Origin of the sequence: Delftia acidovorans SPH-1 (assembly GCF_000018665.1) — a bacterium.
Classification (GTDB): domain Bacteria; phylum Pseudomonadota; class Gammaproteobacteria; order Burkholderiales; family Burkholderiaceae_C; genus Comamonas; species Comamonas acidovorans.
The window spans coordinates 6494997-6515098 of record NC_010002.1; the positions used below are offsets into that span (position 1 = coordinate 6494997).

19 protein-coding genes are annotated in these 20102 nt (G+C 70.7%); 6 read left to right on the forward strand and 13 right to left on the reverse strand.

Annotated elements, in window-relative coordinates; translation table 11 throughout:
- Positions 1-93 precede the first annotated feature (93 nt).
- Positions 94-987 (reverse strand): LysR family transcriptional regulator, encoded by an 894-nt coding sequence (locus tag DACI_RS29520; protein WP_043782971.1) that lies wholly within the window; start codon positions 985-987, stop codon positions 94-96.
- Positions 988-1128: 141 nt separating this feature from the next.
- On the opposite strand from DACI_RS29520, the gene DACI_RS29525 reads away from it, so the two are divergent.
- A complete protein-coding gene (locus tag DACI_RS29525; protein ID WP_012207637.1) occupies positions 1129-2178 on the forward strand; it encodes an NAD(P)-dependent alcohol dehydrogenase in 1050 nt (349 codons plus the stop codon).
- A 38-nt stretch (positions 2179-2216) separates the two neighbouring features.
- Here the strand turns inward: DACI_RS29525 and DACI_RS29530 are convergent, their stop codons facing one another.
- The 6 genes from DACI_RS29530 to DACI_RS29555 all read right to left on the reverse strand — a co-directional run bounded on the left by DACI_RS29530 (position 2217) and on the right by DACI_RS29555 (position 6365).
- Positions 2217-2642 (reverse strand): type II toxin-antitoxin system VapC family toxin, encoded by a 426-nt coding sequence (locus DACI_RS29530; RefSeq protein WP_012207638.1) that lies wholly within the window; start codon positions 2640-2642, stop codon positions 2217-2219.
- Entirely contained in the window at positions 2639-2896 is a 258-nt protein-coding gene (locus tag DACI_RS29535) for a FitA-like ribbon-helix-helix domain-containing protein (protein WP_012207639.1), read from the reverse strand. The genes DACI_RS29530 and DACI_RS29535 overlap by 4 nt, the downstream gene beginning before the upstream one ends.
- A gap of 103 nt (positions 2897-2999) precedes the next feature.
- Positions 3000-3797 (reverse strand): precorrin-6A synthase (deacetylating), encoded by a 798-nt coding sequence (cobF, locus tag DACI_RS29540; RefSeq protein ID WP_012207640.1) that lies wholly within the window; start codon positions 3795-3797, stop codon positions 3000-3002.
- A complete protein-coding gene (cobM, locus tag DACI_RS29545; protein ID WP_012207641.1) occupies positions 3794-4672 on the reverse strand; it encodes a precorrin-4 C(11)-methyltransferase in 879 nt (292 codons plus the stop codon). The genes cobF and cobM overlap by 4 nt, the downstream gene beginning before the upstream one ends.
- A complete protein-coding gene (locus DACI_RS29550; RefSeq protein WP_012207642.1) occupies positions 4669-5166 on the reverse strand; it encodes a cobalamin biosynthesis protein in 498 nt (165 codons plus the stop codon). Before DACI_RS29550 ends, cobM begins: the two co-directional genes overlap by 4 nt.
- Positions 5163-6365 (reverse strand): bifunctional cobalt-precorrin-7 (C(5))-methyltransferase/cobalt-precorrin-6B (C(15))-methyltransferase, encoded by a 1203-nt coding sequence (locus tag DACI_RS29555; protein WP_012207643.1) that lies wholly within the window; start codon positions 6363-6365, stop codon positions 5163-5165. Before DACI_RS29555 ends, DACI_RS29550 begins: the two co-directional genes overlap by 4 nt.
- On the opposite strand from DACI_RS29555, the gene DACI_RS29560 reads away from it, so the two are divergent.
- On the forward strand, positions 6364-7158 hold the full coding sequence (locus DACI_RS29560) for a cobalt-precorrin-6A reductase (RefSeq protein WP_043782972.1): 795 nt from the start codon (positions 6364-6366) through the stop codon (positions 7156-7158). The genes DACI_RS29555 and DACI_RS29560 overlap by 2 nt on opposite strands.
- On the opposite strand, the gene cobJ is transcribed toward DACI_RS29560, so the two are convergent.
- The 4 genes from cobJ to DACI_RS29580 are packed head-to-tail and all read right to left on the reverse strand — an operon-like array spanning position 7092 to position 10552.
- Positions 7092-7925, reverse strand: a complete 834-nt coding sequence (cobJ, locus tag DACI_RS29565; protein ID WP_012207645.1) for a precorrin-3B C(17)-methyltransferase — start codon at positions 7923-7925, stop codon at positions 7092-7094. The genes DACI_RS29560 and cobJ overlap by 67 nt on opposite strands.
- The gene (gene cobI / locus DACI_RS29570; RefSeq protein ID WP_012207646.1) at positions 7919-8689 is read right to left on the reverse strand and encodes a precorrin-2 C(20)-methyltransferase; all 771 of its coding nucleotides are present in this window, start codon (positions 8687-8689) and stop codon (positions 7919-7921) included. The genes cobJ and cobI overlap by 7 nt, the downstream gene beginning before the upstream one ends.
- Positions 8679-9308, reverse strand: coding sequence for a precorrin-8X methylmutase (locus DACI_RS29575; protein ID WP_012207647.1), 630 nt, complete (start codon positions 9306-9308; stop codon positions 8679-8681). Before DACI_RS29575 ends, cobI begins: the two co-directional genes overlap by 11 nt.
- Positions 9308-10552 carry a precorrin-3B synthase gene (locus tag DACI_RS29580; protein WP_043782973.1) on the reverse strand — a complete coding sequence of 415 codons (1245 nt, stop codon included), beginning with the start codon at positions 10550-10552 and terminating at the stop codon, positions 9308-9310. The genes DACI_RS29575 and DACI_RS29580 overlap by 1 nt, the downstream gene beginning before the upstream one ends.
- Before the next feature lie 247 nt (positions 10553-10799).
- Here DACI_RS29580 and DACI_RS29585 point away from each other — a divergent pair, with 247 nt between their 5' ends.
- The 4 genes from DACI_RS29585 (at position 10800) to DACI_RS29600 (ending at position 15415) form a co-directional block, all read left to right on the forward strand.
- On the forward strand, positions 10800-12563 hold the full coding sequence (locus tag DACI_RS29585; protein ID WP_043782975.1) for a methyl-accepting chemotaxis protein: 1764 nt from the start codon (positions 10800-10802) through the stop codon (positions 12561-12563).
- Positions 12564-12581: 18 nt separating this feature from the next.
- Positions 12582-13709 carry a FecR family protein gene (locus tag DACI_RS29590; RefSeq protein ID WP_012207650.1) on the forward strand — a complete coding sequence of 376 codons (1128 nt, stop codon included), beginning with the start codon at positions 12582-12584 and terminating at the stop codon, positions 13707-13709.
- A 367-nt stretch (positions 13710-14076) separates the two neighbouring features.
- Positions 14077-14679, forward strand: coding sequence for a thiol:disulfide interchange protein DsbG (gene dsbG, locus DACI_RS29595; protein ID WP_043782977.1), 603 nt, complete (start codon positions 14077-14079; stop codon positions 14677-14679).
- Between the two features lie 58 nt (positions 14680-14737).
- The gene (locus DACI_RS29600) at positions 14738-15415 is read left to right on the forward strand and encodes a glutathione S-transferase family protein (protein WP_225971012.1); all 678 of its coding nucleotides are present in this window, start codon (positions 14738-14740) and stop codon (positions 15413-15415) included.
- Between the two features lie 24 nt (positions 15416-15439).
- Here the strand turns inward: DACI_RS29600 and DACI_RS29605 are convergent, their stop codons facing one another.
- Together DACI_RS29605 and DACI_RS29610 are read right to left on the reverse strand one after the other, a co-directional pair.
- Positions 15440-16921, reverse strand: coding sequence for an efflux transporter outer membrane subunit (locus DACI_RS29605; RefSeq protein WP_012207653.1), 1482 nt, complete (start codon positions 16919-16921; stop codon positions 15440-15442).
- 5 nt (positions 16922-16926) lie between these two features.
- Positions 16927-20076 (reverse strand): multidrug efflux RND transporter permease subunit, encoded by a 3150-nt coding sequence (locus DACI_RS29610; RefSeq protein WP_012207654.1) that lies wholly within the window; start codon positions 20074-20076, stop codon positions 16927-16929.
- Positions 20077-20102: the final 26 nt, after the last annotated feature.

Genomic DNA, 20102 nt, shown 5'->3' on the forward strand with positions numbered 1-20102 from the left:
TGGGCGAAAGCCGTTCATTGTGCCCAAGCTGACCGGCCGCGTATGTCGCCGGCGGCAATGCCTACTTCGCCGCTGCGTTGATGCCCAGGCGCCTCAGCCGCGCCAGCGCAGCGCATCGACCACCAGCGAGAACGCGGGCGAGGGCTGCCTGCGGCTGGGGTAGTACAGGTGGTGGCCGTCGAATCTTGGGCACCAGTCCTCCAACACGCGCTGCAGCTGGCCACTCTGGATCCAGGGCATGACCTCGTCCTCGGGCAGCAGCGTGATGCCCAGCCCGGCCAGGTACGCATCGATCTGGGGCTGGGTGGTGTTGAAGATCAGCGGCCCGTCCACGCGCACATTCATCTTGCGGCCCCGGCGCTCGAACTCCCACACATACAGGCCGCCCGAGGTCACCATGCGCTGGTTGATGCAGCGGTGCGCCATCAGGTCCTGCGGATTCTTCGGAATGCCGTGCTCCGCGAAATACCCGGGCGAGGACACCACGGCCATGCGCAGCGGCGGGCCGATGGGCACGGCGATCATGTCCTTGTCGATGGTGCTGCCCAGGCGCACGCCGGCGTCGAAGCGCTCGGCCACGATGTCGCGGAATCCGTAGTACACGTCGAACTCCATGCAGATGTCCGGATAGGCGAGCAGCAGCGGCGCCAGCCGGGGCAGCAGGGTGCTTTGCAGCATGTAGTCGCCGCAGGTGATGCGCACCGTGCCGCCGGGCTTGTCGCGCAGCGCGGTCAGGGCGTCGAGTTCGGCCTCGATCTCGTCGAAGCGGTGGCCTATGGCCTGCATCAGCCGCTCGCCCGCCGCCGTGGGCGAGACGCTGCGCGTGGTGCGCGTGAGCAGGCGGATCTGCAGGCGCTCCTCCAGCGCGCGCACGGTCTGGCTCAGCGCCGACTGGGTGACGCCCAGCGCAGCCGCCGCGCGCGTGAAGCTGCCCTCGCGCGCCACGGTGACGAAGGCCAGCAGGTCATTGAGGTTGCGTCTTGCCATGGCCGCAAGCCTAGCGCCATCCATTGATTAGCTGTGCTGATAAGCCCATTAAGCATTGATTAGCTAGTCAGCAGGGCAGGCGGCGGCAAGAATGCCCGCATCCCTTTCCACACCCACCAGGCCTCCCACGAGGAACACCCCATGACCGTCAAAGCCTATGGAGCCCATGCGGGCGACCTGCCCCTGCAATCCCTGGACATCACGCGCCGCGCACCGGGCGCCCACGATGTGCAGATCGAGATCGCCTTCTGCGGCGTCTGCCACTCCGACATCCACCAGGTGCGCTCGGAGTGGGCGGGCACGCTCTACCCCTGCGTGCCGGGCCACGAGATCGTGGGCCGCGTCTCGGCCGTGGGCGCCCATGTGTCGGGCGTGAAGGCTGGCGATCTGGTCGGCGTGGGCTGCATCGTGGACAGCTGCCGCCATTGCGCGGACTGCGACGAGGGCCGGGAGAACTATTGCGACCACATGGTCGGCACCTACAACGGCCCCACGCCCGATGCGCCCGGCCACACGCTGGGCGGCTACGCGCAGAGCATCGTGGTGCATGAGCGCTATGTGCTGCACATCCGCCACCCCGAGGAACAGCTGGCCGCCGTGGCGCCGCTGCTGTGCGCGGGCATCACCACCTGGTCGCCGCTGCGCCACTGGGGCGTGGGGCCGGGCCACAAGGTGGGCGTGGTGGGCATTGGCGGCCTGGGCCACATGGGCATCAAGCTGGCCCACGCCATGGGCGCGCATGTGGTGGCCTTCACCACCTCCGAGTCCAAGCGTGAGGCGGCGCGCGCCCTGGGTGCCGACGAAGTGGTGGTCTCGCGCAACGCGACCGAGATGGCGGCGCACGCCAAGAGCCTGGACTTCATCCTCAACACCGTGGCCGCGCCGCACGATCTGGACGCCTTCTTCACCCTGCTCAAGCGCGACGGCACCATGGCCCTGGTGGGCGCGCCGGCCACGCCCCATCCCTCGCCCCAGGTGTTCAACCTGATCATGAAGCGCCGCAGCCTGGCCGGTTCCATGATCGGCGGCATTCCCGAAACGCAGGAGATGCTGGATTTCTGCGCCCAGCATGGCATCGTGGCCGATATCGAGATGATCCGCGCCGACGAGATCAACGCCGCCTACGAGCGCATGCTGCAGGGCGATGTGAAGTACCGCTTCGTGATCGACAACGCCACGCTGGCGGCCTGAGGCTGCAGCCCGGAAGGCAGGCCGGCGCCCTGGTCTGTCTAGGGCGCTGCCGTCCAGGGATTGATGGTCTGCAGCCCACCGGCCTCGAACGGACGGGTGTCGCGCGTTGCCACCACCAGCCCATGCGCCATGGCAGTGGCCGCTATATAGCCATCGGCCTTGGCGATGGCCCTGCCCTGCGTCTTCGCGCTCGCCATCAGATCGGCATAGGCCTTTGCCGCGTCCAGGTCAAAGGCCAGGACACGGCCGGCGAAGGCCGGCAGAACCTCATGCTCCAGTCGCTCCTGGTAGATGGTGCGGCGCCTTCCCTCAGGCATCGCTGCAATGCCGTAGCGCAGTTCTGCCACGGTGACGGCAGACAGATGCAGCGTTTCAATGGCCTGGGCGTCCATCCAGGCAAGCACTCTGGAGTCGGGCGCAAGCCTCCAGAGTTCCGAAATGACGTTGGTATCGACAACGATCATTCAAAGTCCATGGGCTCGGCTGGCGCCCTGTCGCGCAGGCGGTTGAAGCCCTCGGCTTCGGAGTCGGTCAGTCCTCCTGCCTCGCGGGCAATGGACGCCAGCATGGAGCCGAGCCTGACACGCTCTTCCGGCCGGACGGCGGCTTCCAGAATGTCGCGGATTTCCGCCTCCGTACTGCGGCCATGGTGGGCAGCGCGTACCCGCAAGGCCCGGTGCACGGCATCGGGCAGGTTTCTCACAGTCACATTGGCCATTGCGCAGCCTTTCGCAGAGTTCGTCAGCAATGATATCAATTCGATGATTTAGATATCAAACCCACCATTCGCATGACCATGCCTGCGTTGTGCCGCTCTGCAGTCAACTGCCGCGCCGCAGCAGGTAGATATCCATGATCCAGCCATGCCGCTCGCGCGCTGCGGCGCGGGCCTGCGCGATGCGCGGGGCGGCCTCGGCCAGCGGGCCGCTGTCCAGCATCTGGCGGTCCATGCCCAGGTAGGCGCCCCACCAGATGTGCAGGCCGTGGGAGGGCAGCTCGGTGAAGCTGCACTGCCCGTCCAGCATCACCACGGCCGTGTCCACGCCGGGCGGCCAGCCCTGCTCGCGCAGCTGGCGGCCCGTGGTCACCACGAAGGGCTGGCCTATGCCGTTGAGCGCAATCGCATGCGCGGCGCACAGCACCTGCATGGAGCTGATGCCCGCCACCACGCGCACTCTGTGCGGCGCCGGCTGCATGCGCGCCGCGATGCGCAGCGTGCTGTCGTACAGAGCCGGGTCCCCCCAGACCAGCAGGGCGACCTGCAAGGGCTGGCCGGGGGTGCGCGGCTGCAGCCCCTCGTCCAGGGACCGGGCGATGGCCGCCTGCCAGCAGCGCGTGATGGCCGCATGCCATTCATCGACCTGGGCCAGGTAGTCGTCGCCCACGCTGCGGCGCACGGGCATGTCGAAGCCTTCGATGCGCGGGCCGGGCGCAGTGAGCACGGCATCGCACAGGTCGCGGCGCAGGGCGGCGAGTTCGGCCTTGTCCTCGCCCTTGTGGGGCAGCAGGATCAGGTCGGCGGCCTGCATGGCGGCCTGGGCTTCGCGCGTGAGGTGGTCGGGGTTGCCCGTGCCGATGCCGATCAGGCTCAGCGCCACGGGCGGCAGGGCCGCGCTCATGGGGCGGGGCTCCCGGGGGGCACGTCGATCACGGTGTCGCTCACGGTGTCCCTCAAGGTATCCCTCGCGGTATCCAGCGCGGCATTCGCATGCACATCGGTGGCGGGAAAGCGCGGCTCGGTGCCCAGCGGGCGGTAGCGGCGGTCGTAGTCGGCCGCGTAGAGGCGGCTTTCGCCGAAGTCCTCGGCCTGCAGGCTGCGGCCCACCAGGATCAGGGCCGTGCGCTCCATGTGGGTGGCCACGGCCTCGGTCAGGCCGCCCACCGTGGTGCGCACCACGGTTTCGTCAGGCCAGCTGGCGCGCCAGACGATGGCCACGGGGCAGTCGGCGCCGTAGTGCGGCAGCAGCTCGGACTGCACCTTGGCGGCCACATGGATGGACAGATGGATGGCCAGCACGGCGCCCGTGGCCGCGAAGGCGGCCAGGTTCTCGCCCTCGGGCATGGCCGTGGCGCGGCCCGAGGTGCGCGTCAGCACCACGGACTGGCACAGGCCGGGCAGGGTCAGCTCCGCGCCCAGCGTGGCGGCGGCGGCCGCGAACGAGGGCACGCCGGGCGTGACGGTGTAGGCAATGCCGGCCTCGCGCAGGCGGCGCAGCTGCTCGCCCATGGCCGACCAGACGGACAGGTCGCCCGAGTGCAGGCGCGCCACGTCTTCGCCACGCGCCTCGGCGGCCTGGATCTCGGCCACGATGTCGTCCAGGCTCATGGAGGCGGTGTTGACGATGCGCGCGCCCGGCGGGCAGTGCGCCAGCAGCTCGCGCGGTATCAGCGAGCCTGCGTACAGGCAGACCGGACAGGCCGCCATGAGGTCGCGCCCGCGCACGGTGATCAGGTCGGCGGCGCCGGGGCCGGCGCCGATGAAATGCACGGTCATGCCGTTGCTCCTTGTTTCTTGGCCTGGCTGGCGTGGGCCAGGCAACAGTTCAGAGGTCCGCCCTGGCCCACGGCCAGGGCCAGGGTGGCGCTGCCGTCGTCCGCCACCAGACGGGTCACGCTCAGGGCGGAGTGCGGGCCTGCGGCGGCCAGCGCCGCCGCCTCGGCCACGCTGCCCGTGCCATAGCGCGCCAGCATGCGCGGCGACTGCGTGACCACGGGCTGCCCTGGCAGTTGTCCTGGCGGCACGCGCACCAGAACGGCCGTAGGCACGATAGCCGCCATCCAGGCGGCCAGCGCCGGGTGGCCGGCCTTGGTGTCCAGCACGGCCACGGCGCAGATGGGCTGGGGCGCGCAGGCGCTTGCGTCTGCGCTTTCCGGCAGCTGCGCCTGCGCCCGCTGCCACAGCGCCTGCAGCGCATGGGGCAGTGCGTCGGTGTGCAGGCCCAGGCCCAGCACGCCGCAGCGGTGGGGGATGGCTTCGTCCGGGTTCACCGCTGCCAGCTCCACTGCACCAGCGGCCGCGCAGCCTTCCAGCTGCGCATGCGGCCCAGCGGCTCGGCGCTGGAAATCTCCAGCCGCAGCAGCTGGCCGCCGTGCTCGGCCTGCAGTTGCACCAGCAGGGCCTCGGTCTCCAGCGTCACGGCGTTGACGACCAGGCGGCAGCCCGCGGGCATGAGGGCCTGCAGGCGCTCGAACAATTCGGCGTCAAAGCCCCCGCCCACGAACACGGCCTGGGGCCGGGCCAGCGCCTGCAGTTCGGCCAGCGCCTCGGGCGCCACGCCCTGCACCACGCGCAGGCGCGCCTGCAGGCCGAAGCGCCGGGCGTTGAGGCGGATGTTGTCCGCACGCGCCGCATGCTGCTCCAGGCTGATGGCCGAGCCACCGGCCAGGCACCACTCCACGGCCACCGAGCCCGAGCCGCCGCCCACATCCCACAGGCATTCGCCGTGGCGCGGCGCAAGAGCCGCCAGGGTCAGCGCGCGGGCCGGGGCCTTGGTGATCTGGCCGTCGTTGGCGTACCAGTGATTGGGCCGGCCCGGCACCAGCGGCAGGGCCGCGCCGCCCTGGGCGAGCACGGCCACGGCCACGGGCGCGCAGGCAGGGTCGGCGGCCAGGGCCTGGGCGGCTTCGGCGGCGCGCCATGCGCGGCGGCGCTCGCGCGGGCCGCCCACGGATTCCATGACCTCCAGGCGGCTGTCGCCCCAGCCTTCCTGCACCAGCCAGTCCGCCAATGCGGCCACGGCGGCGCCATCGCGCAGCAGCACCAGCGACTGGCGGCCTGGCGACAGGTGCGGCAGCAGCTGCTCCACGTGGCCGGCGTGCAGGCCCAGGCAGACCGTGTCTTCCAGCTTCCAGCCCAGGCGGGACGCCAGCAGCGAAAATGTCGAAGGTTGGGCGTGGCAGCGCCACTCCTGCGGCGCCAGATGCGCCGCCAGGCTGCCGCCCGCCCCGAACCAGAACGGATCGCCCGACGCCAGCACCACCGTGGGCCGGCCACGGCAGGCCAGCACGGGTGCCACGTCAAAGGGCACGGGCCAGGGCCGGCCCCGCTCGCCGGCACCGGCCAGCGACAGGTGGCGCGGCCCGCCAAAAACGGTCTCGGCCGCGTCCAGCGCGCGCAGCGCGGCGGGCGAGAGGCCGTCCAGGCCGTCTTCGTTCAGGCCCACCAATGTCAACCAGGGATCAGTCATGCCCCATGTTCTCCTGCTGGGCGGCACCAGCGGCGCCAGCCAGATGGCCCAGGCCCTGCACCGCGCCGGCATTGCCGCCGTGTTCTCGTATGCGGGCGTCACGCAGTCGCCCGTGGCCCAGCCCCTGCCCACGCGCGTGGGCGGGTTTGGCGGTGCCCAGGGCCTGGCGCAGTTTCTGCGCGGGCAGGCCATCAGCCATGTGGTCGATGCCACCCATCCGTTCGCCGCGCAGATGAGCCGCAATGCCTGCGAGGCCTGCGCCGCCACCGGCACGCCGCTGCTGGCGCTGGAGCGCGAGCCCTGGCAGGCCAGTGCCGGCGATGCCTGGATCGACGTGCCCGACATGCAAGCCGCCGCTGCCGCCCTGCCCCAGGCAGCCGCCCGGGTGTTTCTGGCCGTGGGCCGCAAGCAGCTTGCGGCCTTTGCGGGCCAGCCGCAGCACCACTATCTGCTGCGCCTGGTCGATGCGCCCGAGCCCGGCAGCCTGCCCCTGCCCCACACCACGGTGGTGCTGGGGCGCGGGCCTTACAGCGCGGCCGATGACGAGGCCTTGCTGCGCACGCACGGCATCGAATGGCTGGTGGCCAAGAACGCAGGCGGCGAGGCCACGCGCGGCAAGCTCGATGCCGCACGCGCCCTGGGCCTGCCCGTGGTGATGGTGCAGCGCCCGGCGCTGCCGCAGCGCCAGCGCACCGGGTCGGTGGCTGCGGTGCTGCACTGGATTGCTCATGGCGTGCTGCCGACAGCACCGCCCGCGCCGCCAGCACCGTCCGCGCCGCCATCCATGCCGTAGTGGCGTGGCGTGTAGACCCAGCGGCCCACGCGGCGCGTGGCGCTGTTGCCCACCAGGACCACGGTGCGCATGTCGGCCATCTCGGGCGTGGCCTCGGCCAGCGTGCATACGTGCAAGTGTTCCTCGGGCGTGGACACGGCGCGCGCGAACACCAGCAGGCGCTGCGGCTCGCAGCGGGTGCGCAGCAGCTGCAGCAGGCGCACAAAGCCTTCGGGCCGGCTCTTGGAGCGCGGGTTGTAGAAGGCCATGGCGAAGTCGGCCTCGGCCGCCAGTTCCACGCGCCGCGCGATCACCGGCCAGGGCTTGAGGTTGTCCGAGAGATTGATGCAGCAAAAGTCATGGCCCAGCGGCGCACCAGCGCGCGCGGCGGCGGCCAGCATGGCGGTGATGCCGGGCAGCACCTGGATATCGAGCGCCTGCCAGGCGGCGGCCTGCACCGCATCGGCGGATTCCATGGCCTCGAACACGGCCGACGCCATGGCGAACACGCCCGGGTCGCCCGAGGACACCACGACCACCTGCCGCCCCTGCGCGGCCAGCGCCAGGGCCTGGCGCGCGCGCTCCAGCTCCACGCGGTTGTCCGAGGCATGCCAGGCCACGGCCTGGCCCTGACCCCCCTGCGCCAGCAGGGCCTGCGCGCGGGACACATAGGGCAGGTAGCCGACCACATCGTCGGCCGCGTGCAAGGCGGCTGCGGCTTCGGGCGTGATCTGGTCCAGTGCGCCCGGGCCCAGCCCCACCACCGTCAGGCGGCCGGCGCTCACCATGCGGCCTCCGGCCGGCGGCCCTGGCCGTGCACGAGCACGATGGCGAAATAGGGGCAGGCGTCGTCGGACACATCGCCCAGGCGCGCGACCTGCTCGCTGTCCGTGGTGCCGTTCTGCACCAGCCAGGCGGCGTCAAGCCGGCCCGTGCGCTGCAGGGCGCGGCGAATGCGCGGCAGGTTGCGGCCGACCTTCATGACGACCAGGGCCTCGGCCGTCTGCATGCGGCGCACCAGTTCGTCTTCCGACAGGGTGCCCGTCATCACGCTGAGCACGTCGTCGCCCCAGGTGATGGGCTCGCCCGTGGCGTGCCAGCAGCCCACCATGCCGGGGATGCCGGGCACCACGTCCAGCGGCACCTGTCCGCGTTCGCGCAGCCGGGTGTACAGATGCATGAAGGAGCCGTAGAGGAAGGGGTCGCCCTCGCACAGCACCACCACCTGCTCGGTCTGCGCCAGCGCTTCCAGGCGCAGGCACCAGTCGTCGTAGAAGCGCGCCAGCAGGTCCACATAGGCGGGGCTGTCCACGGGCAGCTCGGTGGTCACCGGGTACTCCATGGCGTGCTCGGCAGCGCCTTGGGCCAGCAGGCCGTCCACCAGCTGGCGGGCCTTGCCGGGCCGGCCCTTCTTGCGGAAGAACGCCACCTGGCGGGCGCCGCGCACCAGGCGGTCGGCCTTGACGCTCATGAGCTCGGGGTCGCCCGGGCCCAGGCCCACGCAGACAATGCCGGGCCCGCCCTGGCCGGGACGCGGCTGCCTACTCGACATGGCTGGCCAGTGCGTTGATGGCGGCCACGGTGATGGCCGAGCCGCCCAGGCGGCCGTGCACGGCCATGCAGGGAACGGGCAGGTCCTGCATCAGCGCCTGCTTGGATTCCATGGCGCCCACAAAGCCCACGGGGCAGCCGATGATGGCGGCCGGCCGGGGGCAGGCCGGGTCCTGCAGCATGTTGAGCAGGTGGAACAGGGCCGTGGGCGCATTGCCGATGGCCACCACGGCGCCGGCCAGGTGCGGGCGCCACAGCTCCAGCGCGGCGGCGCTGCGCGTGTTGCCCATGTCACGGGCCAGCGCGGGCACGCGCTCGTCCTGCAGCGTGCAGATGATGGGGTTGGCGGCGGGCAGGCGCGAGCGCGTGATGCCCTCGCTGACCATGCGCACGTCGCACAGCACGGGCGCGCCCTTTTGCAGGGCCTGCGCGGCGGCCTCGGCCATGCCCGGCGAGAAGGCCACGTGCGGGGCCAGCTCCACCAGGCCGGCGGCGTGGATCATGCGCACCACCACGCGTTCCTCAACAGGCGTGAAGCGTTCCAGCGCCGCCTCGCGGCGGATGGTGGCAAAGGACTGCCGGTAGATCTCGGCTCCATCGGTTTCGTAGCGGTGCAGCATTATTCTTTTGAAAACAGCAATCCCGGATTGTCTCGCACCGAGCCCAGGGTCCGCTGCTCCTGCGCCCTATCCCCGGCACGGCCGTGGCGCACTACGGAATAGACAGGGCCTTCGCCCTCGTCTTCACCTTCGGCCCGCAGCACCACCGTGGCCGGCGCCTGCCGCGCGCAGCCCTTGGCGCATCCGGTCACATGCAGGTGCGCGCCGTGGGGCACCTGCGGCGCCAGCTCCAGCGCCAGGGACTGCGTGGGACCCAGGGCCTGGATGCAGCCAGGCGCGCCGGTACAGGCGGATACGCGCAGGCGCGGGTCATGGGCGTGGGTGATCCAGTCAGCGGCGTCGTCCAGCCCTGCAGCCGCCCACCAGCGGGGCAGCGCCGCGCCGGCTCCGGCGTCTTCCACCAGCAGCATGCGCCAGGGTGTCACACGCAAAAAGGCCTGCTCAGGCAAGGCGCGCACCAGCCGCGCCAGCGCCACGGCCGGCAAGCGGCCCAGCGGCGCGCCCAGCAGCCGGCCCACGCCGGGCACGGCACCAGGCGCCGGTCCTTCGCCGTGGGCCGGGGTTTCTGTCTCCACCCAGTCCAGTCCGGGGAGCGGCTGCAGTTGCGCCGCCACCGCGGCCATGCGTCCGGGCCGCAAGCCCTGGGCGCGGCGAAGGGTGGCCTGACCGGCAAACCAGCGCGCCAGTGCCAGGCCTGCGGCCACGGCCTGGCTGGCATCGGCCACGGCCAGCGCCTGCTGCCGTCCATCGGGCTGCACCAGCCAGCCGATGGCTGTGCGCTGCAGGCGGATATCGGCGGACACGCCGGCCAGCCGGCCCGGCGCGCCCTCCACCGACCAGCCGAACTTGGCCGGCAGCCCCGCCAGGTCGTCGGCCGCATCCAGCGCCTGCTGCAGGGCCTGGCCCAGCGCATGGACGGCCTCCTGCGGCCGGCACAGCGGGTCGATCACCAGGTTGCGGCGGCGCTCGCGGCGCGCGTCGGCGTCCAGCAGGCCCACGGCCGCCAGGGCGCGCAGCACGGCGGCGTGCCGCCCGGGCGCAATGCCGCGCAACTGCACATTGGCGCGGCTGGACAGCTCCAGCGCGCCGTTGCCATGCACCCAGGCCAGGCGCGCCAGCCGCCGCGCCTGGGCCACCGTCAGGCGGCCCAGCGGCGGGCGCACGCGCAGCACCAGCCCATCGCCGGAGGCCATGGGCTGCCAGGCGCCGGGGCACCAGCCTTGGATGTGGGGAGGGGTATGCATGGGGTAGGGGCCCCGACTGTAGCGCCGGCGCACCCGGCATCCCAGGTGCAAGACCCGCATGCGTTCATGAAATGCGGACTTTCTTGATCCAGCCCGCCTGGGAAGCGGGCTGGTAACGCCTAACACCCACCTAGCCTGAATTTGTCAATTCAAGTTGAAATTTAACAATTCACCCTTAGGGCTTTATCAAATAAATCATTTATTTTTGATAGAAACTGATACTTGCACCACCTACCTGGAAAGCGCCATGAATCTCCGCACCTGGACCGTCAAGACCAAGCTCTACGCCGCCTTTACCGCCCTGGCTTTACTGGTCGCACTGGTTTCCGTATCTGCCCTTCATGCGCTGGACGGTTCCGACCGCAACCTGACCCAGTTCGTCGACGGCGTGAACGCCCGCGCCCATCTGGCCGAACAGGTGCGCGCGGCCGTGGACAGCCGCGCCATCGCGGCGCGCAACCTGGTGCTGGTGAACACGCCAGCCGATCTGGACATGGAAAAAACGGCCGTGTACGCCGCCCATGCCGCGGTCAAGTCCCACCTGGACCAGCTCAAGGCCCTGGTGGCCGCGCCCGGGGTAGGCGAGGAGGCTCGCGCCCTGGTCGCCCGCATCGACCAGATAGAGCAGCGCTACGGCCCTGTGGCGCTGGACATCGTTTCGCTGGCGCTGCGCCAGCAAAGGGACGAGGCCATTGCCAAGATGAACAGCGAGTGCCGGCCGCTGCTGGCCCAGCTGATCGCGGCCACCGACGAGTACAGCCAGCTCACGCGCCAGCACGCCCAGGTCATGGTGGAGCAGGCCACGCAGTCCTATGTGCAGCAACGCAACATGCAGATCGGCGTGAGCGCGGTCGCCTTCGTGCTGGCCCTGCTCATGGGCCGGCTGATCGCACGCGGCCTGACACGCGCGCTGGGGGCCGAGCCTGCCCAGCTCGGTGAAGTCGCCCGCCAGATCGCCGACGGCAACCTCGACCCCGGACTGGTGCGCAGCGAAGCGCCCGCCGGCAGCGTGCAGGCCTCGCTCAACGCCATGCACCAGAGCCTGGCCAGCGTGGTCAGCGATGTGCGCAACAACGCCGACAGCGTGGCCGTGGCCAGCGAGCAGATCGCCAAGGGCAATGCCGACCTGAGCCGCCGCACCGAGCAGCAGGCCAGCGCGCTGCAGGAAACCGCAGCCTCCATGGACGAGCTGTCTTCCACCGTGCAGCAGAACGCGGACAACGCGCGCCAGGTCAACCAGCTCGCGCGCGGCGCCAGCCAGATCGCGGCCAAGGGCGGCACCGTGGTGCAGGAAGTAGTGGGCGCCATGCAGGACATCCATGCCAGCTCGCGCCAGATCGGCGACATCGTGGGCGTGATCGACTCCATCGCCTTCCAGACCAACATCCTGGCCCTGAACGCCGCCGTCGAGGCCGCACGCGCCGGCGAGCAGGGCAAGGGCTTTGCCGTGGTGGCCGCCGAAGTGCGCACCCTGGCCCAGCGCAGCGCGCAGGCCGCCCGCGAGATCAAGCAGCTCATCACTGACAGCGCCACGCGCGTCAGCCAGGGCGCGGAGCTGGCCGACCAGGCCGGCGCCACCATGGCCGAGGTGCTGCAATCCATACAGCGCGTGACCGACCTCATGGGCGAGATCAGCAATGCCAGCGACGAGCAAAGCGCCGGTGTGGCCCAGGTCGGGCAGGCCATGAGCCAGATGGACCAGGTCACGCAGCAAAACGCCGCCCTGGTGGAGGAAAGCGCGGCGGCGGCCTCCAGCCTCAAGTCCCAGGCCCAGCGCCTGGTGCAGGCCGTGGCCATCTTCCGCCTGGGCGACCAGGATGGCGCGGCACAGCAGCCGCGTTTGCAGGCGCCGCTGCCGGCGTCCGTGCCCACCCGCGCGGCCACGGCATCCGCGCTGGCGCCGGCCAGGCCGGCACCGGCACGACCCGCAGCTGGCGCGCGCCCTGCAAGCCCTGCACGCCTGGCTGCGGCCAAACCGTCTGCCGAATCGCAGGACTGGACCAGCTTCTGAGGCCGGGAATCCGCACGCATGCGCCGCTACCGCTTCTGCACCGCGCCCCTGGACAAGGCTGCGCAGGTGCGCGAACTGGAAGAGTTCTTCCGCGGGCAAAACCCCATCGACCTCGCTGCGGCCGACTGGCACACGCGCATGGAGCAAGGCCTGACCGCCGAGGAAGAAGCCGAATTCACTGAATGGCTGGCGGCCAGCACGGCGCACGAGGCCGCCTTGCGCCACCTGGGCCAGAGCCTGGCGGCAGCGCGGTCCATTCCCCCCGAACAGGTGGCGCGCCTGCGCGCGGAGCAGGCACGCCGGCGCTCGCAGTCGGCGCCTCACGCACGCCCGGAACCGGCCCCGCAGCGCCCGTCCTCCGAAGAGCGCCAAGGCTGGAGCTGGTCCCGCCTGCTGCAGCGCCCTGCCCTGGCGGCCCTGTGCTGCACGGTGGCCTTGGCCTTGGCCGTGGGCGTGGGCTGGCACCAGTGGCAGCAGCAGCCCACCTTCACCAGCAGCCACCTGACCCCACGCGGCCAGGCCAGGACCATCACCTTGCCGGATGGCACCGCACTGTCCCTGGATGCCGATACCCAGGCGCAGGTAACTCTGTACCGCGACCGGCGCGAGGTGCGCATCACGCAAGGGCAGATCCTGTTTGCCGTGGCGCCCGACAGCGACAGGCCCTTTCATGTGCTGGCCGGCCCGGCGCGCGTCACCGTGGGCGGCACGCGGTTTTCCGTGCGCTATCGCGCCACGGGCATGGAGGCGGGCAGCGCCCAGGTGGCCGTGCAGGAAGGCCATGTGCGCGTGGCCGGTGCGCAAGGCGCGGCAACGCCTGCCGACCTGGTCGCGGGCCAGGCCCTGAGCGTGTCGCCTGCAGGCGTGCTCGGTCCGGTGGCGGCTGTGGCGCCCGGCAGCATTGCGCTGTGGCGCAAGGGACTGATCCGCTTCGAGAACACGCCCCTGGCCGACGCCCTGGCCGAGCTGGAGCGCTACGGGCCGACCGGCCTGGTGGTGCACGACCCGGCCGTGGCGGCCCTGCGCATTGGCGGCACCTACCAGACCAGCCGCCCCGCCGAGTTCGCACGCATGCTGGTCCAGATCCTGCCCGTCACTCTGGTGGCCGGGCCCGATGGCCAGACCGAGATTGCCGCTGCGCCCTGAGCACGGAGGCGGGACCGGCCCCCGCTTTCAAGACTGCCTGCCGCGCCGGGCGCAAGCCCTCCTCCCCCCTGCCCCGCTCGCCCTGGCTGTCTGCAATGACGACTGCCCAGCGCCGATGCGCAGCATCTGCAAGGGTGTCAATGACAATCAGCGGCGTGCGAAGCCCATGGGCTGCAACGCGGCGGCAACGGCGTGTGGCCGGTCGGCCGTCGTGTGCGAGATTGCCGCAAGCGATTTCCTGGACCGATGGAACGCGGCGGATGCACTCCGACTCACACCGTCCGCCGCTGTTGCCACAGCACCAGGCGTTGCACGCTTGTCGCGCAGCGCCGCCCCATCATTCATTCAATCGTTTCAAGGAGTTCCCATGCATCTTCAACGCACCGTCCTTTTTGCAGGCATGGCTGCCAGCCTCTTTCTGGCGGCGGGCAGGGCCACGGCCGCAGAAGGTCCTGCCACGGCCCAGGCCCCCCAGGCCAAGGCCCAGACCGCCAAGCCGGCGGGCGACACCGTGCAGTCGCAGCTGGAGGCCTCCACCTGGGTGCCCGACGGCAAGGCCGATGCGCCGCGCGTGATCTACACCTTCACCGACCCCAACTGCAAGTACTGCCACAAGTTCTGGGAGGCCGCGCGTCCCTGGGTGGACGCAGGCAAGGTGCAGCTGCGCCACATCCTGGTGGGCGTGATCCGGGACGACAGCCCCGCCAAGGCCGCCGCCATCCTGCAGGCCCCGGACCGCGCGGCCGCACTGATGGAGCACGAGAAGAAGTCCGCCCAGGGCGGCATAGCGCCCGCCTTCAGCGTCGGCCCCGACGTGCGCAAGACGCTGGAGGCCCACCGCAAGCTGATGATGTCCCTGGGCTTCCGTGGCACGCCGGGCATCGTGGTGATCGACAGCCAGGGCGGCACCAAGAGCTATGGCGGCATGCCGCGCGATGCCGCCTTGCCCGAGGTGTTCGGAGCGCTGTGAACGCGCTGCCGTGAACGGGACGCCAGGTGGTGCCCACACCTCGGCAGCCACGAGTAGCATGGCCGGCAGGATCACCACTGCGGAGAACGCCACCATGCTCAAGCTCTACGGTTTTTCCAGGGTCAATGCCGGCGCGCGCGGCCGCACGCGCGATCTGCGCGTGCTGTGGGCACTCGAAGAGATGCAGCTGCCCTTCGAGATCGCGGGCATGGACCATCCCGCGCACGACCTGAACACCGAGGCCTACCGCCGGCTCAGCCCCTTCGAGCAGATTCCGGCGCTGGACGATGACGGGCAGGTGATTTCGGAGTCGGCCGCCATCGTGCTGCATCTGGCCAGGAAGTGCGGCCGGCTGATGCCCTCCGATGCAACCGGCGAGGCCCAGGTGCTGCGCTGGTGCTTTGCAGCCATGAACACGGTGGAGCCGCCGCTGCTCAGCCTGATGGTGCTGGACTGGACGGCCGATGGCAGCTGCGGCAAGCACCGCGAATTCCTGGTGGGCTGGGCGCATCGCATGCTGGGCAACCTGGAGCGCTGGCTGGACGGGCGCCGCTTCATTGCCACCGACGAATTCACGGTGGCCGACATCCTGATGGCGCATGTGCTCGCCTGCATCCCGGACCGCACGCTGACCGCGCCCTGCCCCGCCGTGGTGGCCTACCGCGACAGATGCCTGGCCCGGCCCGCCTGGCAGCGGACCCTGGCGGCCTACAACGCGCGGGTGGAGGCGGCGTAGCCGGGGCTCAGGGCTGCTCGGTGCTCAGGGCTGCTGGAAGGCCGCCACAGGCTGGGACTGCGGTGGTGGCGGCGGCGGCGCAGTCCAGCTGCCGCCCAGCACGCGGAACAGCTGGGCCAGTGCCAACTGCCGCTGGGTCACGGTATCGATGTAGGCGCTTTCGTTGGCGAAGGCGTTGCGCTGTGCGTCCAGGTAGCGCAGATGGTCGTCCACCCCCGCCTGGTAACGGGCCTGCGCCAGCCGCAGGCTTTCGCGGCTGCTGTCGCGCAGCGCCAGGCGCGCGCCTTCCTCGCGGCGCAGCGTGTCGGTGGCGGCCAGGGCGTCGGCCACTTCGCGGAAGGCGGTCTGGATGGCCTGCTCGTAGGCTGCCACGGCCATGTCCTTGCGCAGCACGGCCAGGTCGAGGTTGGCGCGGTTGCGGCCCCCGTCGAAGAGGGGCAGCGTGACCTGCGGAGTGAACGACCAGGCGCGCTGGCCCGAGCGGAACAGGTCGGACAGATCGGCGCTGGACGATCCCAGGAACCCGGTGAGCGAGATGCGCGGGAAGAAGGCCGCGCGCGCCGCACCAATGTCCGCGCTGCGCGCGCGCAGCCGGTGCTCGGCCGCCTGGATGTCGGGGCGGTGGATGAGCAATTCGGAAGGCGTGCCGGCCGACAGGTCCTGCAGCAGCAGGGGTACATCGGATGGCTGGGACGGTTGGGACGACTCTGCGGACAAGTACGGCCCCAGATCCTCCACGCCCGTCAGCAGCAGCAGGGCGTTGCCGGCCTGGCGCAGCTCGCGTTCGCTGCGCTCCACGTCGGCGCGGGCCTGGGCGGCCAGGCCCAGGGCATCCTGGTGGTCCAGGGCCGTGGCCGTGCCCGCCTGGCGCCGCTGCGCGGTCAGGCGCAGCGAGGATTCACGGCTTTGCAGCGTGCGCTGCGCCAGTTGCAGCCGGCGCAGGGCCCCGTCGCGGGACAGGTAGGCCTGCACCACTTCGGCGCCCAGGCTGATGCGGGCGGCGCGCGCGGCCTCTTCGGTGGCCAGGTACTCGCCCAGGGCGGCTTCGGACAGGTTGCGCACGCGGCCAAACAGGTCCAGCTCGAAGGCGGCCACCCCCAAGCCGGCCTGCCAGCTGCCCTGCACCTGCGGCTGGCCCGTGGCATTCATGTCGCCCGGCAGGCGCTGGCGCGTGCCGCCGCCCTGCAGGCCCACGCCCGGCAGGCGGTCGGCGCGCTGCACCTGGTACAGGGCGCGTGCCGCCTCCACGTTGAGCAGGGTCTGGCGCAGGTCGCGGTTGTGGGCCTGGGCCAGGTCCACCAGCTGGCGCAGCTGGCGGTCGGCGATGAAGCTGTTCCAGTCCAGCGTGGCCGCCGACGAGGACAGCACGGGCGCCGCATCCTGTTGCGGCCACTGCGTGGGAATGGGCGCCTGCGGACGCTGGTGGACCGGGGCGAGGGAGCAGCCGGCCAGCACCAGGCTGGCGGCCAGGGCGCACAGGGCGCGTGGGAAGAAGTGCATGGACATGGCGCTTACTCGATGGAGGTTGCCGGGGCCTGCAGGGCAGGCGGGGTGCCGGCCGGCGCCTTGCGCCGGAACAGGGACAGCACCCAGACGAAGAAGACGGGAACGAAGACCACCCCCAGCAGCGTGGCCGACAGCATGCCGCCGATCACGCCGAAGCCGATGGCGGCCTGGCTGGAGGCGCCCGCACCCGAGGCCAGCGCCAGCGGCACCACGCCCAGGATGAAGGCCAGCGAGGTCATGACGATGGGCCGAAAGCGCAGCCGCGCCGCCTGCAGCGCGGCCTGCGCCAGGCTGTGCCCCTGCGCATGCAGGTCCCTGGCGAACTCCACGATCAGGATGGCGTTCTTGGCCGCCAGGCCGATGATGGTGATCAGGCCCACCTTGAAGTACACGTCGTTGGACAGGCCCACGGCCGAGGTGGCAAGCACCGATCCCAGCGCGCCTATGGGCACGATCAGCATCACGGCGGCGGGAATGCTCCAGCTCTCGTACAGGGCCACCAGCAGGAGGAACACCACCACGATGGCCAGCGCGAACAGCTTGGGCGCCTGGGCACCGGCAGCTTTCTCCTGGAAGGACAGGGCCGTCCACTCGTAGCCTATGCCGCGCGGCATCTCGGCCATGATGCGTTCCAGCTCGGCCATGGCCTCGCCCGTGGTGTGGCCGGGCCTGGCGTCGCCCGAGATGCGGAAGGCCGGATAGCCGTTGTAGCGCGAGATCTGCACCGGCCCGCTTTCCCAGCGCACCGTGGCAAAGGCCGACAGCGGCACCTGCTGCCCGCCGGCGTTGGGCACGTGCAGGCGCAGGATGTCCTCGGGCCGCGCGCGGGCCTGGGCATCGGCCTGCACCACCACGCGCTGCAGGCGGCCCGCGTTGGGGAACTCGTTGATCACGGCCGAGCCGTAGGCGGTGGACAGGGCCGTGTTGATGGCGCTGAAATCCACGCCCTGGGCCTGCGCCTTGCGCCGGTCGATGTCCAGCCGCAGCTGGGGCGCATCCTCCAGGTTTTCCATCATGGCGTAGGCAATGATGGGCGAGGCATTGGCCTTGGCCAGCAGCTGGTCGCGCGCGGCGATCAGCGCTTCGCGGCCCAGGTTGGCGCGGTCCTGCAGGCGCAGCGCAAAGCCGCCGGAGTTGCCCAGGCCGTCGATGGGCGGCGGGTCCACGGCCATGACAGTGCCGTCGGACAGGCTGGCAAAGCGCTGGTTGAAGGCCTGCACCTCGTCCCACGACGCCTGCCCGGCGCCGCGCACCGACCAGTCCTTGAGCGTGACGAAGGCCAGGGCCGCGTTCTGCCCCATGCCCGAGAAGCTGTAGCCCATCAGGAACTCGGCCTGGGCCGTGGCGGGGCGGCCCTGGATGTAGTCCTCCATGTCCTTGACCATGGCCTTGGTGCGCTCCGTGGTGGCGCCCGGCGGCAGCTGCACGCCGACGATGTAGTAGCCCATGTCCTCGTAGGGCACGAAGGATTCGGGCATGCGCGTGTACGCCACGCCCAGCCCGGCCACGATGGCGGCATACACCAGCATGCAGCGCCCGGCGCGGCGCACCAGCCGCTGGTTGAGCAGGTCGAAGCGCTCGGTCAGCGCCGCGAAGCGGCGGTTGAACCAGCCGAAGAAGCCCTTGCGCTCGGCGTGGTGGCCCTTGGCAATGGGCTTGAGCAGCGTGGCGCACAGCGCCGGCGTGAAGGTCAGAGCCAGCAGCCCCGAGAACAGGATGGACACGGCCAGCGACAGCGAGAACTGCCGGTAGATCACGCCCACCGAGCCGCTCATGAAGGCCAGCGGCAGGAACACGGCCACCAGCACCAGGGTGATGCCGACGATGGCGCCCGAGACCTGCTGCATGGCCTTGACCGTGGCGGCCAGCGGCGACAGCCCCTCCTCGGCCATGAGGCGCTCCACGTTCTCCACCACCACGATGGCGTCGTCCACCAGGATGCCGATGGCCAGCACCATGCCGAACATGGTCATCATGTTCACCGAAAAGCCCAGCGCATACATCACGCCCAGGGTGCCGGCCAGGCACACGGGCACGACGATGGTGGGAATCAGCGTGTAGCGCAGGTTCTGCAGGAACAGCCACATCACCAGGAACACCAGCGCCACGGCCTCCACCAGGGTCTGGATGACCTTGCCGATGGCCACTTCCACGAAGCGCGAGGTGTCATAGGGCACGGCGTACTGGATGCCGGCGGGGAAGTTCTGCGACAGCTCGGCCAGGCGCGCCTTGACGGCCTTGGCGGTCTGCATGGCGTTGGCGCCGGGCGCCAGCTGCACGGCGGCGGCCACGCCCTGGCGGCCGTCCTCGCGCGAGGAAAAGCTGTAGTCCAGCTGGCCGACCTCCAGCCGCGCCACATCGGCCAGGCGCACGGCCGAGCCATCGGCCCTGGCACGCAGCACGATCTGGCCGAACTCCTCGGGCGAGGCCAGCGTGCCCTTGACGGCAATGGTGGCGCTCAGCTCCTGGCCGGGCCCTGCGGGCGAGGCGCCAAAGCTGCCGGCCGGCACCTGCGCGTTCTGGGCGGCGATGGCCGCGTTCACGTCCGCCATCGACAGGCCGTAGCCCAGCAGCTTGTTCGGATCGACCCACACGCGCATGGCCACATCGGCAGCGAAGAACTGCACCTTGCCCACGCCGGGCACGCGGCGGATCTCGTTGTTGATGTTGCGCACGGCGTAGTCGGACAGGGCCACCTCGCTGTTGCCGCCGCTGCCGTCCTTGTAGGTCAGCGAGTAGATCATCAGGAAGTTGGCGCTGGCCTGCTCGACCTGCAGGCCCATCTGCATCACGGACGCGGGCAGGCGCGCCTCGGCCTTCTTGATGCGGTTTTGCACCTCCACCTGGGCCAGCGCGGGCTCGGTGCCCGGGGCGAAGGTGGCCGTGATCTCGGCCAGGCCCGTGGAGCCGCTGGAGGAGTCGAAGTACAGCAGCCCCTTGGTGCCGTTGAGCTCCTCCTCGATGACGCTGGTCACCGACTCCATCACCGTGGTGGCGGAGGCGCCCGGGTAGTTGGCGGTGATCGAGATCTGCGGCGGCGCCACGTTGGGAAACTGGGAGACGGGCAGCGCCGGTATGGCCAGCAGCCCGGCGAGCATGATGAAGATGGCCACCACCCAGGCGAAGTTGGGGCGGCTGATGAAGAACTTGGACATGGTCTATTCCTTGGGCAGGCGCCGGC